Origin of the sequence: Bradyrhizobium sp. CCGB20, assembly GCF_024199855.1 — a bacterium.
Taxonomy (GTDB): Bacteria; Pseudomonadota; Alphaproteobacteria; order Rhizobiales; family Xanthobacteraceae; genus Bradyrhizobium.
In genome coordinates, this window is record NZ_JANADN010000001.1 from 4042742 (window position 1) to 4060723 (window position 17982).

Genomic DNA, 17982 nt, shown 5'->3' on the forward strand with positions numbered 1-17982 from the left:
GAGCCTCACTGCGCGCGGATGTCGGCGGCCTTCAGCACCGGCTCCCATTTGGTCGCCTCGGCGCGCATATAGGCGTCGAAATCCTTGGAGGATGATCCGAGTGGAGCAGCCCCGATCTTGCCGAGCGTCGACAGCACGTTCGGATCCTGCAGCGCCGCCTTCAGATCGGTTTCGAGCTTTGCGACGATCTCCGGCGGCATCTTTGCCGGGCCGAGGACGCCCCACCAGACCGAGACGTCGTAGCCGGGGACGCCTGATTCCGCGACGGTCGGAACGTTCGGCAGCGCCTTCGAGCGCTCGGCCGAGGTCACGGCGAGCGCGCGCACCGGACCGCCTTCGAGCTGGCCGATCGCCTCCGCGAGCGGATTGATGCTGAGCTGGATCTCGCCTGCGATCACCGCGGTCAGCGCCGGTGCGCCGCCCTTGTAGGGGATCGCGACGATCTTGGTGCCGGACATGTGCTTCAACAGCTCGCCGGCGAGATGTGCCGAGGTGCCGTTGCCGGACATGCCGTAGGAGAGCTTGTCCGGGTCCTTCTTGGCAGCTGCAAGGAGATCGCCGAGCGTCTTGTACGGGCTGTCCTTGGCCACGACGATCGCGAGCGGCGAGGAGGCGACTTCGGTGATTGCGGTAAAATCCTTGAACGTGTCGTAGGGCACGCTCGGATAGATGAACTGGTTGAGCGGATGGCCGCTCGCGACCAGGATCAGCGTGTAGCCGTCGGGTGCGGCCTGCGTCAGTGCCTGCGAGGCGACGATGCCGCCGGCGCCGGGACGGTTGTCGATCACGGGCTGCTGGCCCCAGGTCTTCGCCAGCGCCTGGCCCAGGGTGCGCGCGAGCACGTCGACTGCGCCGCCGGCGGCATAGGGCACGAGGATGTGAACCGGTTTGCTCGGATAATTGTCGGCAGCCTGCGCGGCGCCGCCCGCCAGCAGCAGACCGGCACCGAGCAGCAAACCGCCGATTGTCTTGTTCAAACCCAGCATTCCCAGCACTCCTTGATGGCGTTCGCGTCCCTGCCGGCGGTCTCCAGGCCGTTCCGGGGCGCCGCCCATGGTTTTTGTTGACGAGACCTGATCTTTTGTACGATAGTACAAATCACATGGTACGCAAGCCCACCAGCAAGGAAACGGCCCGTAAGCCGAATATGCGCGAGGCGATCCTCGCCGCGGCCGAAGAGCTGTTCGCCACCAACGGTTTCAACGCCGTCTCGGTCCGCGATATCGCGCAGGCCGCCGGGGCCAATCCCGGCAGCGTGACCTATCATTTCAAGACCAAGGACGGCCTGCTGCTGGAGATCTACCGGCGCCATTGCGGGCCGATGAATCTGCGTCGCTCCGAGTTGCTCGCCGCAGCCAAGCGCGTGCGCGATCTCCAGGATCGCCTGGAAGCCGTCGTGCGCGCCTATGTGGTGCCGGCCTTCACCTCGGGCAGCGATCTTGCCGGCGGGGGAGCGCGCTTCACGCGGCTGCGCGCCGTGATGTCCGCGGAGGGCAACGAGGTCGCGCGAAAAATCATCGCGCAGACCTTTGACGACACCAGCCATGCCTTCATCGATGCGATCCACGAGAGCCTGCCGCACATTCCGCGCACCGACATCGTCTGGCGCAGCCACTTTCTGCTCGGCGCGCTCTATTACTCGCTGGTGACCCCGGATCGCGTCTCACGCCTGTCGCGCGGCGAGGCCGACGGCAGCGATGCCGCCAGCGCCATCGAGCAACTCGTGCAGGCCACCGTGGCCGCGTTCCAGGCGCCGGCGCTCGATCAGGCCGCACCGGCACGGCGGCGGACTGTCGTCAGCAGCAAGACTTGAAAGAAACCGCCCGAGCGAAGGCGCGGCCTCGCGCTTCCGCTCGCAAGCGGACCATGTGACAGGGTACTTTGGGAAATGAACAGGCGGGAGTGCTTGCATCTCTTGACCGGACTGGCCGGTGCCGCGCTCACGAGTGAGGCGCGCGCGCAAGGCACTGATCCGAAGGCGATTCCGACGATCGCGCCGCCGGACCCAAATCCGAAGGTGCCCTCGTTCAAGCTGCCGCCGAAATCCTGCGACAGCCATACCCACATTTTTGGGCCGGCGTCCCGCTATCCGTTTTCGGAAAAGCGCCCCTACAACACGGCGGACGCGCCGCTGGAGACGTTTCGCAGCCTGCATGAAAAGATCGGCGTCGAGCGCTGCGTGATCGTGAATGCGACCGTGCACGGCACCGACAACCGCGTCGTCACCGATGCCATCGCCCAGAGCGAAGGCGCCTACAAGGGCATCGCCAACGTCAGTGACGAGATGAGCGAGAAAGAGCTTGCCGCACTCGACAAGGGCGGCATCTGCGGCTGCCGCTTCGCCTTCCTCAAGCGCCTCGGCGGCGTCGGCGACATGACCAAGTTCCAGCGCATCGTGCACCGGGTCGCCGAGCTCGGCTGGCATATCGACGTGTATTTCGAGCCTGGCACGATCCCCGAATTCGCGCCGATCCTCACCGCGCTGCCGACGCCTTACGTGATCGATCACATGGGCACGGTGCAGGCCGGGAAGGGGCTCGATGATCCCGGATTCACGGCGCTGCTCGACCTCCAGAAGAAGGACGAGAAGTGCTGGGTGAAGATCACCGGCCTCGAACGCGCTTCCAGCGCGGGCAAGCCGTTCCACGACGCCGTGCCGTTCGCGAAGGCGCTGATCGACAATGCGCCTGACCGCGTCATCTGGGGCACCGACTGGCCGCATCCCAACGTCAAGATCATGCCGAATGACGGCGACCTCGTCGACCTCATTCCTCTCTACGCGCCGGATGAGAAAGTCCGGCAGAAGCTGCTGGTCGACAATCCGGCACGCCTGTTCAAGTTCAGCTGATGACCATGATGTACACGCCCACCATTCCGCCGCCCGATCCGAACACGCGCACGCCGAAGTTCAAGCTGCCAAAGCTGTCTTGCGACGCGCATTGCCACATCTTCGGGCCCGGTGCGAAATACCCTTACGCGCCGGACCGTTCCTACACGCCGCCTGATGCGCCGCTTGAGGATTTCCGCGCGCTGCACGCCAAGCTTGGCGTGGAGCGTGCTGTCATCGTCAATGCCAGCGTCCACGGCACCGATAACACGGTGGCGCTCGACGCCATTGCGCAGAGCAACGGCGCCTATCGTGCGGTGGCCAATATCGACGACACCATCACCGAGCGCGGGCTCCAGGTGTTGCATGACGGCGGTTTCCGCGGCTGCCGTTTCAATTTCGTCCGCCATCTTGGCGGCGTCCCCGACAAAAGCGTGTTCAACCGCGTCATCGCGATGGTGGCGCCGCTCGGCTGGCACATCGACCTGCATTTCGATGCGATCGACCTGCCTGAATATGCCGACATGCTGGCCAAGCTGCCGCTGAGCTATACGATCGACCATATGGGGCGGGTGAAGGCAGCCGAAGGGCTCGACCAGTTGCCGTTCAAGATCCTGATCGAGCTGATGCAGCGGGACGAGAAGTGCTGGGTCAAGATCTGCGGCTCGGAGCGGGTCTCCTCCAGCGGCCCGCCTTTCACGGACGCCGTGCCGTTCGCCCGAAAGATCGTCGAGACCGCGCCGGACCGCGTCATCTGGGGCACGGACTGGCCGCATCCCAACGTCAAGGTGATGCCGAACGACGGCGACCTCGTCGATCTGATCCCGCTGTTCGCGCCGGAGCCGGAGTTCCAGCAGCAGATCCTGGTCGACAATCCTGCGCGCCTGTTTGGATTTGACGAATGACGTCGCTCGCGATCGACAAGCCGCGCGGGCGGGCCTGGTGGAAGGAGCTCTGGATCCAGGTGCTCATCGCCATGGCGGCCGGCATCGCGCTTGGGATCGCCAGCCCCGAGGCGGGCGCCAAGATGCAGCCGCTCGGCGACGCCTTCATCAAGGCGATCCGGATGCTGATCGCGCCGATCATCTTCTGCACCGTCGTGCACGGTATCGCGCACATGGCCGACATGGCGCGCGTCGGGCGTGTCGCCGTCAAGGCGATCGTCTATTTCGAGATCATGACGACGATCGCGCTGATCATCGGTCTCATCGCGGTGAATTTGCTCAAGCCCGGCGTCGGCATGAACATCGATCCCGCCAGCATCAATGCCAGCGCGATCGAGCCTTATGTCAAGCAGACCGGCGCCATCGGGTTCGTGCCGTTCCTGATGAACATCGTGCCGGCGACCTTCATCGGCGCCTTTGCGGAAGGCAACATCCTCCAGGTGCTGTTCATCTCGGTGCTGTGCGGCTTTGCGCTGGTGCAACTCGGCGAGCGCGCCGCGCCGCTGGTCCATCTGATCGACATCGCCGCCAAGATGGTGTTCGCGGTCGTCGGCTTCGTGATGTGGGCGGCGCCGATCGGCGCGTTCGGGGCGATCGCCTTTACCGTCGGCAAGTTCGGCGTGGGCTCGCTGGCTTCGCTCGGCAAGCTCCTCGGCGGCTTTTATCTGACCTGCGTGATCTTCATCATCGTAGCGCTGGGGCCGGTGGCGCGGCTCTGCGGCTTTTCGCTGCTCAAGCTGATCCGCTACATCTGGGAAGAGCTGCTGATCTGCATCGCCACGACGTCGTCGGAGACGGTGCTGCCGCGGATGCTGACCAAGCTGGAGAAGGCGGGCTGCGAGAAGAGCGTGGTCGGGCTGGTGATCCCGACCGGCTATTCCTTCAATCTCGACGGCACTTGTCTGTATCTCGCCGCCGCCTCGGTATTCCTGGCGCAGGCGACCAACACGCCGTTCGGGCTCGCCGAGCAGATCGAGCTTCTGCTGATCCTGCTCGTGACCTCCAAGGGCGCGGCGGGAATCGCGGGCGCGGCCTTCGTGGTGCTGGCGGCGACGCTGTCGGCCACAGGCTCCATTCCGGTGACGAGCGTCGCGCTGGTGCTCGGCATTCACCGCCTGATGTCGCAGGGGCTGACGCCGACCAATCTGATCGGGAACGCGGTCGCGACCATCGCGATTGCCAAATGGGAAGGCGCGCTCGATAGCGAGCGCCTGAAGCGCGTGCTCGACGGCGAGGAACAGGCAGCCGTCGTCGCCTGATGAAATTGCTGCCGGCGTGAGGCCGGCGGCCTAGGATGTTGACGAACGAAAGAGGGGAGTAGTCCCATGAAAACAGGTCTCGTGATCACCGCCCATCCCGGCGATTTCGTCTGGCGCGCCGGCGGCGCCATCGCGCTGCATGCGAAGAAGGGTTATCGCATGAAGATCGTGTGCATGTCCTTTGGCGAGCGCGGCGAGAGCCAGTTCGCCTGGAAAGAGAAGGGCGCGACGCTGGAATCGGTCAAGGCTGGCCGCAAGGACGAGGCCGAGCGGGCCGCTAAGCTGCTTGGTGCGGAGATCGAGTTCTTCGATTGCGGTGACTATCCGCTGAAGCTGACCGAGGCGCATTTCGACCGCATGGTCGACATTTACCGCGAGCTCAATCCGAGCTTCGTGCTGACGCATGCGCTGGAAGATCCTTATAATTTCGACCATCCGAACGCCGCGCACTTCGCGCAGGAGACCCGCGTCGTCGCACAGGCCATGGGTCACAAGCCCGGCGCGCAGTACAAATATTCGGCGCCCCCGGTATTCCTGTTCGAGCCGCATCAGCCGGAGCAGTGCAACTACAAGCCGGACCTCCTCCTGAAGATCGACGAGGTCTGGAAGGAGAAGTACGAGGCGTTCCAGATCCTGGCCGCGCAGAAGCATCTCTGGGGCTATTACGAGCGCGTTGCGCTCAACCGCGGCATCCAGGGTAGCCGCAACACCGGCGTGCCCATGACTTATGGCGAGGCCTATCAGCGCCTGTTCCCGACGGTTGCGGAGGAGCTGGCATGAAGCCGGTCGTCGTTCGCAACATCAAGCGTGCCGATCCCGCCGGGATGGCTGACTACGGTGTCTCGACCGTGCACGAGGCCTACGGGCGCATCGGCCTGATGAAGCCGTATCTGCGCCCGGTTTGGGCGGGGGCTTCGATTGCCGGCCCCGCCGTCACCGTGCTGGCGCAGCCCGGCGATAACTGGATGATTCATGTCGCGGTCGAGCAGTGCAGGAAGGGCGACATCCTCGTCGTCGGCTGCACCACCGACAACACCGACGGCATGTTCGGCGAGCTGCTCGCGACCTCGCTGCAGGCGCGCGGCGTGCAGGGGCTGATCATCGATGCCGGCTGCCGCGACGTCAAAGCGCTGCACGAGATGAACTTTCCGGTCTGGTCGCGCGCGGTCTCGGCCAAGGGCACGGTCAAGGCGACGCTCGGCTCGGTCAACGTCCCCGTGGTCTGTGCCGGCGTCAATGTCGATCCCGGCGACATCATCGTCGCCGATGACGACGGCGTCGTCGTGGTGCCCAAGCGCTATGCGGCCGAGGTCGCCGAGAAGGCGAAGAAACGCAACGCGGACGAGGGCGGCAAGCGCAAGCGGCTGGCCTCGGGCGAGCTCGGCCTCGACATGTACAGCATGCGCGAGGCCCTGGCGAAGGCCGGGCTCGTCTACGTCGACAATCCCGAGGACGTCTGAAGCAATCAGCGGAGTGAGCGGATGGATCGTCTGAAGCTGAAGGCCGTGCTCGGCAGTCACCCTCATGTGCAGGCGGTGAAGAGCGGCGAGCTGCGCTCTGACCGCTTCGACCTCGATTTCATCGAGTACGCGCCGACCAACACGGCGTTCAAGCCCATGGTGCGCGACCAGGCCTTTGACGTCTGCGAGATGGCGATCGTCACCTATCTGATGGCGAAGGCGCACGGCAAGCCGCTGGTGCTGCTGCCTGCGACCATGCTCGGTCGCTTCCAGCATTCCTATGCGCTGTACAATCCCGCGCGTGGACGGCTGGGGCCCTCCGATCTCGAAGGCAAGCGCGTCGGTATCCGATCCTTCACGACGACGACGGGCGCCTGGATCAGGGGCATCCTCGCCAACGATTACGGTGTCGATCTCGACAAGATCAAATGGGTGACGTTCGAGGATCCGCACGTCGCCGAATATGTCGACACCACTGAGCGCGCACCCAAGGACAAGAAGGTCCTGCAGATGCTGCTCGACGGCGAGCTTGATGCCGTCCTTGGCGAGACCTCAAACGATCCCAAGCTGAAGCCGCTGTTCCCCGATCCTGCCGCGGAAGCCGCCAAATGGTACGCCCGGCGCGGCGTCGTCCCAGTCAATCATCTCGTGGTCGTGACCGAGCAACTGGCGAAATCGCGCCCTGACGTGGTTTCTGGCGTCTATGATCTCCTCAAGCGGAATAAAGAGCAGGTCGGGCACGTGGCTACGCCCGACCTCGTTCCGTTCGGGATCGAGGCGAACCGAAAACCGTTGGAGCTGATCGTCGACTACGCATTCCAGCAGGCGCTGATTCCGCGCCGCTATGCGGTCGAGGAGCTCTTCGACGAGACGACACGAGGACTGAACTGATGTCGAATCCGCGGCGATGGCAGATCGGGTTGGTTGGCTACGGCGAGGTCGGCAGGATTTTGGCCGAGGATTTGCGCCAGCAGGACATCAAGGTCGCCGCCTATGACATCAAGCTCGGAGGCGAGCAGGGCGCTCCGCTGAAGGAGCATGCGGCGAAAATCGGCGTGACGCTTGCGGCGTCTCACGCCGAGCTGACTGCGAAATCCGATTTCATCATCTCCGCGGTCACGGCGAGTCAGGCCGTACCAGTAGCAAAAGCCTGCGCAGCCGCGATCAATCAGGGCACCTGGTTCCTCGATTTCAATTCGGCTTCGCCCGGCGCCAAGCAGCGCGCCGCCGCGCTGATCGACGGCGCCGCCGGGCGCTATGTCGAAGGTGCGGTGATGACCTCGGTGCCGCCTTATCGCATCAAGGTGCCGTTGCTGCTCGGCGGCCCCGGCGCCAGGGAACTCGAGCCGCTCCTGAATGCGATCGGTTTTGCCGCGAAGGTTGCGAGCGACAAGCTCGGCGTATCATCGGCGGTCAAGATGTGCCGCAGCATCATGATCAAGGGCCTGGAGGCCATGGTGATCGAGAGCTTCACCACCGCGCGCGCCTATGGCGTCGAGGATGCGGTGCTGGCCTCGCTTACGGAGACGTTTCCCGCGATCGACTGGGAGAAGCAGGGCGCCTATTTCTTCCAGCGCGTGATCGAGCACGGCCGCCGCCGTGCCGAGGAGGTGCGTGAGGTCGCCGAGACCGTGCGCGAGGCGGGGCTGACGCCGTGGTCGGCGCAAGGCACCGCCGAGCGGCAAGCGTGGGTGGCCGATCTCGCCGATGAAGGCCTGTTCGGAACGAAGGGCACCACGGAGTTCGCCCGCAGCGCGGATTGGCGCATCGAGGCGGATCGCATCCTGGCAAAGATCAAGCGCTGATGCAGCTCAATGCCGTGCGACCGTCGCGATAGTCCGAGATTTCGTGGCGGGCGTGCTCGATCAAGTCGATCAGGCTTTTGGCCTCGCGAACAACTTCCGTTGTGCGCTCGCTGCGGAACTCGGCGAGGATCATGCGAATGCACTTGTCGGCGGTATCGAGCGTCCAGAGCGCGCGGGCGATGTCGTCCTGCGTCTGGATCGCCGAGATGTCGAACCCCGACAGAACTTCGCCGATCCCGCTCAGTCGCTTGACAGCCGCTTCGGCGGGCGTGCTGGACCGAATGGAATGGTAATCGATGCTGCTGAATGCGCTGAACATGTCCATGCTTCCCAATTGAATGCAGATGATCAGAGCACCCGCTAGTATGATCAGGAAGGGCGGTCGTGCAAGGCGCGCGGTTACGGTCCGGGATTCTACCGGACTCGGATTGTGAGCGAGATCACGGGTAAAATGGGATGGGATTGGCCGGTAGTCAGTCGCGTTTCCCGACAATCTTACCGTTCAATGCGACAAGCCGGCCTTCCTTGTAGACGGAGCGCCCCTGCGGCACCGCGACGACGGCCTCGGGAACATGTTCCGCGTGCAGCGTGACGAAGTCGGCCTTGGCGCCGAGGCGCAGGCCGTAGCCTTCGAGGCGGAGCGCCTTGGCGCCTGCTGCGGTGACGATATCGAAAGCGACGCGCAGTTCCTCGTCGATGTTGAAGCCCGAGCGATAGCCGAGCGTCGTCGCCCGGCGCAGCATGTCGCCGTCGCCATAGGGCCACCAGGAGTCGCGGATGTTGTCGTTGCCGCTGAAGACGGTGACGCTGGCGTCGCGCAAGGCGAGGATGGGCGGGAAGGGCCGTGCGCCCGGCGCGTTGGTCATGATCGCGACGCCGGAGCGGGCGAGGATGTCGGCGATCTTCCTGAGCTGATCGATGGAGATGTCGCCGAGCCCGTAAGCATGACTGACCGCAACGTGTCCCTCCATGCCGAGCGCGCGCGTGCGCGCTGCGATCTGCTCGATTTCGAACGCGCCCAGCGTGCCCATGTCGTGCAGATGGATGTCGACATCGACGCCGTGTTTGCCGGCCACGCCGAACACGACGTCGAGATGCTTCTCGATGTCGCGATCGAAGCTCTCAGGATCGAGCCCGCCGACGAGGTCGGCACCGAGCCCGATGGCTTCGTCGAGGAGTTGCGGCGTACCGGGGCTCGCCAAAATGCCGCTCTGGGGGAAGGCGACGAGCTGGATGTCGATCAGGCCCTTGTATTCCTCGCGCACGCGCAAAATCGTCTCGAGCGATTTCAGGCCGACCGAGCCGTCGACCATGACGTGGCTGCGCATCTGTGTGGTGCCGTGGGCGATGCAGAGATCGAGCTGATTGCGTGCGCGCACATCCATCGGCGCTGACACGGCCATGTTCTGGGCCTGGAAGGCGACGCGCTCATGCACGTTGAACCCGTTGGTGCATGGCTTGTGCGGACGCCAGGCGTCGCCATAGAAGCTGGTGTCGAGATGGATGTGGCCTTCGACGAAGCCGGGAACGACGAGGGCGTTGTCGAGGTCGATGGTCTCGGCGCCGGTGGACGGTTTGTCAGCCGGTGTGATCGCGGCGATACGGCCGTCCTTGACCGCGATGTGGTGCCGCGCCCCGCCGTCGAAGCGTGCATTCAGGAAGATCGTGTCGAACGTCATCCGGTTCCTCCGTTGGTGGAGTTAGCTCCGTGGCCTGAACAGAGTGGGCCGCTGTCGCGCAAAAGTCTGCCGGCCAGCCTTGAAGCCCATCATGATGTCGGGCAGCTCCGCAATGGCAAAACGGCTTTCCTGCGTATCGAGCACGATGAGATCGGCGGGATTGCCGATCTTGATGCCGTAATCGCCGAGGTTCATCAGGCGCGCGGGCAGGTCGGTGACGAGATCGAGGCAGGTGTCGAAGTCGCTGACGGAGGCGTGCGCGACATTGGCATAGAAGTTCGCCATCCGTAGCAGCGAGGCGTCGCCAAAGGGCGTGAAGGGATTGAGCACGTTGTTGGTGGCGACCGAGCACAGCACGCCGTCGTCGGCGAGCTTGTGCGCCAGCGTCAGCCCGCGCGGTGCGTTATGGGTGGCTTCGCGGCCCATCAGATAGAGATCGGTTGCGGGCAGCACGGTGACGGCAACGCCGGCCTTCGCCAGTTGTGCAGTGGCCGCCTTCAGCCGCTCCGGCGGCAGTGCCGAGAGTTTTGTGGCATGACCGATCGCCACGCGCCCCCCGTAGTTGCGCCGCTCGGTCTGCCGGCAGACCTCGTCGAGATGCCACCAGGAGGGATCGAGATCGAAATCGAGATGGAGGTCGACATCGACGTCGAACGCCTCGGCGAGATCGAAGATGCGCTCGAGATGGGCGTTCGGGTCGGTGTCCATGTAGGGACAGCCGCCGATCACCTCGCCGCCGTCGCGCAGCGCCTGGACCAGCAGTTCCTCAGTTCCAGGGTCGTTGGTCAGGCCCTCCTGCGGAAAGACACAGAGCGACAGGTCGATCGCCCAGGCGTAGTCGCGCTTCAGCGACTTGACCGCCTCGAAGCCGCGCAGGCCGATGCGCGGGTCGATCTCGACATGGGTCCGCATCCGCGTCGTGCCGTGCACGATCGCGCGTTCGAGCACTTTTGCGCCGCGCGCGTAGACGTCCTCGACCGTAAAGTCCTTCTTCATCCCGGCAACGGCGCGGATGGCCTCCGAGACGCTGCCGTGATTGTGCCCGCAGCGGCCGAGCAGGCAGGCCTTGTCGAGGTGGATGTGGGTGTCGACGAACCCGGGCAGGGCCAGGCGCCCGCCGACGTCGACCTCGACGGCCTCGCAGGCAAGCTTTTCACAGGTGGGCTCGATCGCGGCGATGCGGCCGTCCTTCACGCCGATATCGACGGGGGCGGCGGATGATCGCAACAGCGTGTTGCGGAAGATCAGGTCGAAGGCGGTCTGCGTGGTCATGGCGTCGAATTCAGTTGTGATAGCCTAGCGGAAGGTTTTGGAATGGGCAGCTCCAGATTGTGTGCAATTATGCCACCAGATTGTCTAAAAAATGTGCATGCAGTTTAGGGCGTGAATTGTAGGATATCGATACTCCGGAGAACCCGCCATGTCTGCCCCCGCAAAAACCGAACGCCCGATGACCGACGCCGAGATCGTGGAGGCCTATCTCACGGCCTCGATGATCCCCGATCCCGATGCGGCCGCGGCCTATATGAAGCCGGGCACGGTGATCACGTTCACGGGCGGGCGCGAGTTCGATCATCCGCGCGGGCCGACCGGCTTCAATGCGAAGCGCTATCGCTGGGTCAAGAAGAAGATGGACCGGTTCGACATCTGCCCCGGCGCGGACGAGACGATCGTCTACAGCGTCGGCACGCTGTATGGCGCGTGGATGGATGGCACGCCGTTCGAGGGCAACCGTTATGTCGATCGCTTCGTCGTCAGGGGCGGGCAGATCGTGAAGATGGACGTCTGGAACGACAGCGCCGAGCGCATTCTCGTCCAGCGCGGGATTGAGGCCTAGCTCCTCCGTGCGACCTTCGCCAGCTTGACGACGCGGTCGCCCGCCACCTCGTCGGCATAGGGCGCGAGGATGTCCAGCAGATCGCGGCCGCGCTGCGGAGTGGGGGCGACCAGAGCGCGATTGGCCACGGAATCGAGGTGATGATGCATCAATTCCATCACCTTGGCCTCGTCGCCCTTGGCCAGCGCTGCAATGATGGCCCGGTGCTCGTTGATCGCGCATTCGGTCGAATGCGGCCGGCTGTAGAGCGACAGCGTCAGGCAGCAGCGATAGGCGACCTCGCTGACATAACGCACCAGGATCGGGCTGTTCGTCATATGCGCGAGCAGGATGTGGAATTCGGTGGCGAGCCGGATCGAGGCTGCGTCCGTACCGCCGCGCGCGCGGTCCTCGGCGTCGACATGGGCATTCAGCTCGGCGATCTGGGCCTTCGTCAGCTTGCCCGCGAGCTGGCGGACGACGAGCCGTTCGAGCTCGATGCGGATGTCGAAGGCATCGCGCGCCTCCTGCCAGCTCGGCGTCGCCACCACCGCGATCCGGTTGCGGCGGAGTTCGACCAGGCCTTCTGCGGCAAGCTGCCCTAAAGCGTGGCGGGCGATGGTGCGGCTGACGCCAAAGCGCTCGCCGAGCGAATCCTCGGGCAGCTTGGCGCCGGGCTCGAGCGCCTGCTCGATGATCGCGCGCCTGAGCGCGCGGCAGATCACGCCGACCTTGTCCGATGATTCAGAAGTCTTGCTGGTCTGGCGCGCCGCCATCGGCGAATCCTTGAGAGTGCGGTCGAAACCTCTCTGTAGCACAGGCTCAGCGCAATCCGGCGCTCCAATTGCATGCAGTTTGCTGTCCGGATTGCCTAATTCGAATCCGGCGACCGGGCCCGCCATCCAGCCAAGTCCCTGAATTTCCGAGCGGCGTCGGCTGGCATCCAGCTTGCATGCACTTTGGCTGTGATGCGCATGCAACCCAACGTCCAATTCGACGGCCAGTCCGTTCCTGAAGGCTCCGGCCCTGTTGCCATCGAGCTGTCCGAGGCCTCCGTGACCTTCGGGCGCGGCGACCGCGCCGTGCCCGCTTTGTCGACGACGACACTTCGGATCGCCAATGGCGAGTTTGTCGCACTGGTCGGCCCGTCCGGATGCGGCAAATCGACCATCCTGCGTCTCGTCAGCGGCCTGGTGCAGCCCACCAGCGGCGTCGTCATCGTCGGCGGCCGCGAGGTCGCGGCGCGGGCGTTGCGCGTCGGCATGGCGTTCCAGAATCCGACCATGCTGCCCTGGATGACGATCGAGCGGAACATCATGCTGCCGCTGAAGATCGTCGAGCCGTTCCGCTCGAACTTCCGCAAGCTGCGCAAGACCGAGTTTCGCGACAAGGCCAATGCGCTGCTGGAGCAGGTCGGCCTAAAGGGGTTTGGCAGCCGCTATCCCTGGCAGCTCTCCGGCGGCATGCTCCAGCGCGCCAATCTGTGCCGCGCGCTGATCCACGAGCCGCGCATGCTGCTGCTCGACGAGCCCTTCGGCGCGCTCGACCAGTTCACCCGCGAGGAGCTGTGGGCGATCCTCCAGAACCTCTGGATGACGCACAAGCCGACGGTGCTGCTCGTCACGCACGATCTGCGCGAGGCCGGTTTCCTTGCCAGCCGTATCTGTGTGATGAGCGCACGCCCCGGCCGCATTCTCGACGACAGCCGCGTCGAATTCGCGCGCCCGCGCACCGTCGCCATGACCTTCGAGCCGGACTTCGTCGCGCTGAACCAGAAGCTGCGCGCCTTCATCGAGGATGCGCGCAGCGCGGCTGAGCAGGGGACAGGCTGATGATGTTCGGAATCAATGTCAGGCAGAAGGCGTGGTCGGCGGGGCTGATCGTGCTGTTCTTCGTCGCCTGGGAGCTGTTCTGCCTGATGACGGGTATGTCAGACCTGGTGCTGCCGCGGCCGTCGCAGGTGTTCGTCACACTGTTCCAACGCTTCCCCGTGCTGTGGCCGCACATCGTGCAGACGCTTGCGACGACCATGTTCGGTTTCGTCCTTGGCGTCGCGCTCGGCGTCGCACTTGGTGCCATCATCGGTGTTTCCAAGACCGCCTATGATACCTGCTATCCGTTGCTGATTGGCTTCTCGTCGATCCCCAAGGTTGCGGTGGTGCCGATTTTCGTACTGTGGTTCGGCTCGGGCACGGTGCCGGCGGTGCTGACCGCGCTTTCGATCTGCTTCTTCCCGATCGTCGTCAACATCGCCACGGGCCTTGCGACAACTGAGCCCGAGCTCGAGGATGTGTTGAAGGCGCTCGGCGCCAGCAAACTCGACATCCTCTGGAATGTCGGGCTGCCCAGGACGATGCCGTTCTTCTTTGCCTCGCTGAAGGTCGCGATCTCCTACGCTTTCGTCGGCGCGGTGCTGTCGGAGACCGTCGCCTCCAACCGGGGCATCGGCAACGTCATGATGACCGCGTCCTCCAATTTCAACGTGCCGCTGGTGTTTGCCGGGCTGTTCGTGCTCGCCGGTCTCGGCGTCGCGCTCTACGTCGTGTTCTCGCTGATCGAGGGCCGCGTCACCGGCTGGGCCACGCGCAAGAACGACGTGATCGCCACCTGATTTTTCCAATCGTCACGCAACGAAGCTTGAGGAGGTCTCGATGTTGAGAAACGTAACTGCCGCACTGCTGGGATTGGCCCTGTCCACGAGCGCCGCAATGGCTCAGGAGACTACGATCAAGTTCACGCTGGGCTGGAAGACCCAAGGCAGCGACGCCGCGTTCTTCTACGCCAAGGACAACGGCTATTTCAAAGAGGAGGGCCTCAACGTCGTCATCGACCAGGGCGAGGGCTCCGGCGCGACTGTTACGCGCGTGATGTCGGGCGCCTATGACGCCGGCTTCGGCGACGTCAACGCCATCATCCAGAACGCCTCGACCAAGCCGCAGGAGGCGCCCGTCATGGTCTACATGATGTGGAACCAACCGCCCTTCGCGATCGTCGCCAAGAAGACCAGCGGCATCAACACCATCAAGGACTTTGAAGGCCACACACTCGGCGGCGCGCAGGGCACGCCGACGACGCGCCTGTTGCCGGTGTTCACACGCAAGAACGGTCTCGACGGCGAGAAGATCAAGATCTCCAACATGGCGCCGAACCTCCAGGAGCCAATGCTGATCAAGGGCGACATCGACGCCGCGCTGGTCTTCAACATCACCAGCTATTTCAATCTCGTGCTCAACCGCCAGGACCCGGACAAGGACTTCAAATGGTTCTCGTTCGGTGAATACGGCCTCGATCTCTATTCCAACGGCGTGATGGTCTCGAAGAAGCTGATCGCGTCGAACCCGAAGGCGGTGGCCGGCCTCGTGCGCGCCATCAACAAGGGCGCGATCGCGGTCGCCAAGGACCAGAACGCCGGCATGAAGGCCGCGTTGAACTATGACAATCTGATCGACGTCGCGGTCGAGAAGCGCCGGCTGCAATATTCCTTCGATAAGTTGATCGTCTCGCCCGAGATGAAGGAGATCGGCATCGGCGACATCAAGGACGAGCGCATGACCCGCGCCATCGGCATCGTGGTCGAGGGCTATCAGCTCGGCCGCGCGCCGACCCCGGCAGAGGTGTTCTCGCGCGAATTCCTGCCGCCGCGCGCCGAGCGGGAGTTGGTGTACACTGCCAACTGAACCCGGAGAGACGATCATGGCCACGGAGATTTCGGCAAGCAGCCTGTTCCGTGGCCCTGACCTCGTCATCAGCGATAACGTCGTGTTGCGGCACGACGGCGGCGTCATCACCGGCATCTCGGAAGGAGTGGGGCCCGCGAGTGGGCCGCGCTCCTTCGTTGTTCCGGCTTTCGTCAACGCCCATGACCACGCCCGCGCCACCGCGTCGTCCTTCGGCGCGGTCGGCATGCCCCTCGAAAGCTGGATCCTGCGGACTGCGCTCGGTACGCCGGTCGATCCTTACCTGACCGCAGCCTCCGCCTTCGCACGGTCGGCCAGGGCCGGCTGCGCGGCCATGATGGTGCACTATACTCGCCCGAGCGGAACGATGCCGTTGGTCGACGAGGCTAAGGCCGTCGCCAAGGCCGCGTCTGACGTGGGTATCCGCATCGCTTTCGCGATCGCAGTGCGCGACCAGAACCCGATCGTCTATGGCGACGCCGAACCGGTGCTTTCGGGTCTGTCCAGCGAAGACCGCAAGACCATCGAAGACCTCTTCGTCCGCACGCCGATGTCGCCGAAGGCGTATGTCGAGCTGACTGACGCGATTGCCGCGGCCATCGCCGGTCCGATGGTCGACGTGCAACTCGGGCCCGCCGGCGTGCAATGGTGCTCGAAGCCGCTGCTGGAAGCGGTGGCGGAAAACTCGGCGCGAACCGGTCGCCGCATCCACATGCATCTGTTGGAAACCGTGCATCAGCGCGCCTGGGCCGATCAGAATTTCCCGGACATGGTGCGGTGGCTGCGCGACATCGGCTTCCTCTCGGAGCGGCTGACGCTGGCGCACTGCATCCACGCAAGGCCGGACGAACTGGAGATGATAGCGGCCTCGGGCACGCGGATCGTCACCAATTTCAGCTCGAACATTCATCTGCGTTCGGGGCTCGCCCCGATTGCCGCCGCGTATGAATGCGGCTGCGCCATCGCGGTTGGCGTCGATGGTCTCGCGCTCGACGAGGACGACGACATCCTGCGCGAGATGCGGCTGGTGCAGATGGTCCATGGCGGGCTTGGTTTCAGGGCGACATGGACGCCGGTCGAGCTGTTCGGGCTTGCCATCCGCAACGGCCGCCGTGCCACCGGCGCGCCCGGGACTGGCGAGCTTGTGCGCGGCAATCCCGCCGACTTCGTCGTGATCGATCTCGACCGTCTCGATCGCGACCGGATCATGCCGGTGGACCCCATGGCCCTGCTGTTCGCGCGCGGCAATGCATCCCTGGTGAAGGAGGTCGTCGTTGCCGGCAAGTCGATCGTGCGGGATGGGGTTTGTGCCGGTGTCGATCTCGCGGCCATCGAACAGGAGCTGCGGGGCATGTACCGCGCCAATGTCGGCAAGCTCGAAGGCTTCCAGCGGATGTGGCCGCCGCTGTCGGAACGGCTGGGCAGCTGGTTCGAGCAGCAGCTCACCTGCGAATAGGATGGGGGACGACGCCCCCCTGGGTCCGGCCGATATAAAACCGCGATAGCTGATAGGCGGAACCTCGTCTGGCGATTGGTCCGGCTCTGGGTTATCACACGCGCGGCTGCGCGCTGGCGCGGTCCATGACCCCCTTGAGGAGCAGCCGATGCGTCTTCCCACCGTTATCCTGGCCCTGACCTGCCTTGCCGGCACAGCTTCAGCCGAAGACCTGTCGGGCACGCTCCAGAAGGTCAAGGAGACCAAGAAGATCACGCTGGGCTATCAGGAGGCTTCGGTCCCGTTCAGCTATCTCGACGGCAACCAGAAGCCGGTCGGCTTTGCCATGGACATCTGCCTCAAGATCGTCGATGCCGTGAAGAAGCAGCTCGCTATGCCCGACGTCGCCGTCGACTATCTCGCCGTGACTTCGTCGAACCGAATTCCGCTGATGGTCAACGGCACGCTCGATCTGCACTGCTCGGCGACCACGAACAATGCCGACCGCCAGAAGCAGGTCGCTTTCACCAACACGCACTTCCTGAGCGCGACGCGCTTCGCCGCGAAGAAGGCTTCGAAGATCAACACCATCGATGATCTCAAGGGCAAGGCGGTGACGGCCGTGGCTGGCTCGGTCAACCTGAACCAGCTCGCCAAGGTCAATACCGAGCGCAATCTCGGCATCAGGATCATGCCGGCCGTGGATCAGGCAGAAGCGTTCCTGCTGCTCGAAACAGACCGCGCCCAGGCCTACGCGCTCGACGACGTCCAACTCGCGGTCGCCATCGCGCGCTCCAAGGAGCCGGCCCTGTTCATGATCAGCGAGGAGACCTTTGCCAAGGCCGAGCCTTTCGGGATCATGCTGCGGCGGGAGGACGCGCCGTTCAAGGCGCTGGCCGATCGCGCCACCGCCGAGCTCTATGCGAGCCCCGAGATCGAGGTGCTCTATCGGAAATGGCTGGAATCGCCGACGCCGCCGAACGGGATCAACTACAACGTCCCGATATCTCCGGCCCTGCGCAACGCCTTCAAGAACCCGAGCTCAAGCGCCGATCCGGACGTGTATCTGATGAAGTGAGG

At 64.3% G+C, this 17982-nt stretch carries 19 protein-coding genes; 14 read left to right on the top strand and 5 right to left on the bottom strand.

The features are described 5' to 3' along the window. Positions 1-5: 5 nt before the first annotated feature. Entirely contained in the window at positions 6-986 is a 981-nt protein-coding gene (locus NLM15_RS18475; protein WP_254118491.1) for a tripartite tricarboxylate transporter substrate binding protein, read from the bottom strand. Positions 987-1102: 116 nt separating this feature from the next. Between NLM15_RS18475 and NLM15_RS18480 the strand changes: the two genes are divergently transcribed. From NLM15_RS18480 to NLM15_RS18515, 8 genes are all read left to right on the top strand, one after another. Continuing rightward, positions 1103-1813 carry a TetR/AcrR family transcriptional regulator gene (locus NLM15_RS18480; protein WP_254118492.1) on the top strand — a complete coding sequence of 237 codons (711 nt, stop codon included), beginning with the start codon at positions 1103-1105 and terminating at the stop codon, positions 1811-1813. Positions 1814-1888: 75 nt separating this feature from the next. Then, positions 1889-2848, top strand: coding sequence for an amidohydrolase (locus tag NLM15_RS18485; protein ID WP_254118493.1), 960 nt, complete (start codon positions 1889-1891; stop codon positions 2846-2848). After that, on the top strand, positions 2848-3732 hold the full coding sequence (locus NLM15_RS18490; protein WP_254118494.1) for an amidohydrolase: 885 nt from the start codon (positions 2848-2850) through the stop codon (positions 3730-3732). The genes NLM15_RS18485 and NLM15_RS18490 overlap by 1 nt, the downstream gene beginning before the upstream one ends. Beyond that, positions 3729-5030: a C4-dicarboxylate transporter DctA gene (gene dctA, locus NLM15_RS18495; protein ID WP_254118495.1), complete on the top strand. Its 1302-nt coding sequence runs from the start codon at positions 3729-3731 to the stop codon at positions 5028-5030. The genes NLM15_RS18490 and dctA overlap by 4 nt, the downstream gene beginning before the upstream one ends. Positions 5031-5096: 66 nt before the next feature. Next, a complete protein-coding gene (locus tag NLM15_RS18500; RefSeq protein WP_027517331.1) occupies positions 5097-5810 on the top strand; it encodes a PIG-L deacetylase family protein in 714 nt (237 codons plus the stop codon). After that, positions 5807-6490 (top strand): 4-carboxy-4-hydroxy-2-oxoadipate aldolase/oxaloacetate decarboxylase, encoded by a 684-nt coding sequence (locus NLM15_RS18505; RefSeq protein ID WP_254118496.1) that lies wholly within the window; start codon positions 5807-5809, stop codon positions 6488-6490. The genes NLM15_RS18500 and NLM15_RS18505 overlap by 4 nt, the downstream gene beginning before the upstream one ends. A gap of 21 nt (positions 6491-6511) precedes the next feature. Then, positions 6512-7381, top strand: a complete 870-nt coding sequence (locus NLM15_RS18510; RefSeq protein WP_254118497.1) for a hypothetical protein — start codon at positions 6512-6514, stop codon at positions 7379-7381. Next, positions 7381-8295 (top strand): DUF1932 domain-containing protein, encoded by a 915-nt coding sequence (locus NLM15_RS18515; protein WP_375166850.1) that lies wholly within the window; start codon positions 7381-7383, stop codon positions 8293-8295. The genes NLM15_RS18510 and NLM15_RS18515 overlap by 1 nt, the downstream gene beginning before the upstream one ends. Here the strand turns inward: NLM15_RS18515 and NLM15_RS18520 are convergent. From NLM15_RS18520 to NLM15_RS18530, 3 genes are all read right to left on the bottom strand, one after another. After that, the gene (locus NLM15_RS18520) at positions 8285-8614 is read right to left on the bottom strand and encodes a hypothetical protein (protein ID WP_254124287.1); all 330 of its coding nucleotides are present in this window, start codon (positions 8612-8614) and stop codon (positions 8285-8287) included. The genes NLM15_RS18515 and NLM15_RS18520 overlap by 11 nt on opposite strands. 154 nt (positions 8615-8768) lie before the next feature. Further along, positions 8769-9974 carry an amidohydrolase family protein gene (locus NLM15_RS18525; protein ID WP_254118498.1) on the bottom strand — a complete coding sequence of 402 codons (1206 nt, stop codon included), beginning with the start codon at positions 9972-9974 and terminating at the stop codon, positions 8769-8771. 21 nt (positions 9975-9995) lie between these two features. Beyond that, positions 9996-11246: an amidohydrolase family protein gene (locus NLM15_RS18530; protein ID WP_254118499.1), complete on the bottom strand. Its 1251-nt coding sequence runs from the start codon at positions 11244-11246 to the stop codon at positions 9996-9998. A 148-nt stretch (positions 11247-11394) separates the two neighbouring features. On the opposite strand from NLM15_RS18530, the gene NLM15_RS18535 reads away from it, so the two are divergent. Next, positions 11395-11811: a nuclear transport factor 2 family protein gene (locus NLM15_RS18535; RefSeq protein WP_254118500.1), complete on the top strand. Its 417-nt coding sequence runs from the start codon at positions 11395-11397 to the stop codon at positions 11809-11811. Here NLM15_RS18535 and NLM15_RS18540 read toward each other — a convergent pair. Next, a complete protein-coding gene (locus NLM15_RS18540) occupies positions 11808-12566 on the bottom strand; it encodes a GntR family transcriptional regulator (RefSeq protein ID WP_254118501.1) in 759 nt (252 codons plus the stop codon). The two genes, NLM15_RS18535 and NLM15_RS18540, sit on opposite strands and share 4 nt — an antisense overlap. Before the next feature lie 198 nt (positions 12567-12764). On the opposite strand from NLM15_RS18540, the gene NLM15_RS18545 reads away from it, so the two are divergent. The 5 genes from NLM15_RS18545 (at position 12765) to NLM15_RS18565 (ending at position 17980) form a co-directional block, all read left to right on the top strand. Then, positions 12765-13622, top strand: coding sequence for an ABC transporter ATP-binding protein (locus NLM15_RS18545; RefSeq protein ID WP_254118502.1), 858 nt, complete (start codon positions 12765-12767; stop codon positions 13620-13622). A gap of 2 nt (positions 13623-13624) precedes the next feature. Next, positions 13625-14401 (top strand): ABC transporter permease, encoded by a 777-nt coding sequence (locus NLM15_RS18550; protein ID WP_254124288.1) that lies wholly within the window; start codon positions 13625-13627, stop codon positions 14399-14401. Positions 14402-14441: 40 nt separating this feature from the next. Next, a complete protein-coding gene (locus tag NLM15_RS18555) occupies positions 14442-15467 on the top strand; it encodes an ABC transporter substrate-binding protein (protein WP_254118503.1) in 1026 nt (341 codons plus the stop codon). Positions 15468-15483: 16 nt separating this feature from the next. Then, on the top strand, positions 15484-16923 hold the full coding sequence (locus NLM15_RS18560) for an amidohydrolase family protein (RefSeq protein ID WP_254118504.1): 1440 nt from the start codon (positions 15484-15486) through the stop codon (positions 16921-16923). A gap of 148 nt (positions 16924-17071) precedes the next feature. Continuing rightward, a complete protein-coding gene (locus NLM15_RS18565) occupies positions 17072-17980 on the top strand; it encodes an amino acid ABC transporter substrate-binding protein (RefSeq protein ID WP_254118505.1) in 909 nt (302 codons plus the stop codon). The last annotated feature ends 2 nt before the right edge of the window (positions 17981-17982 follow it).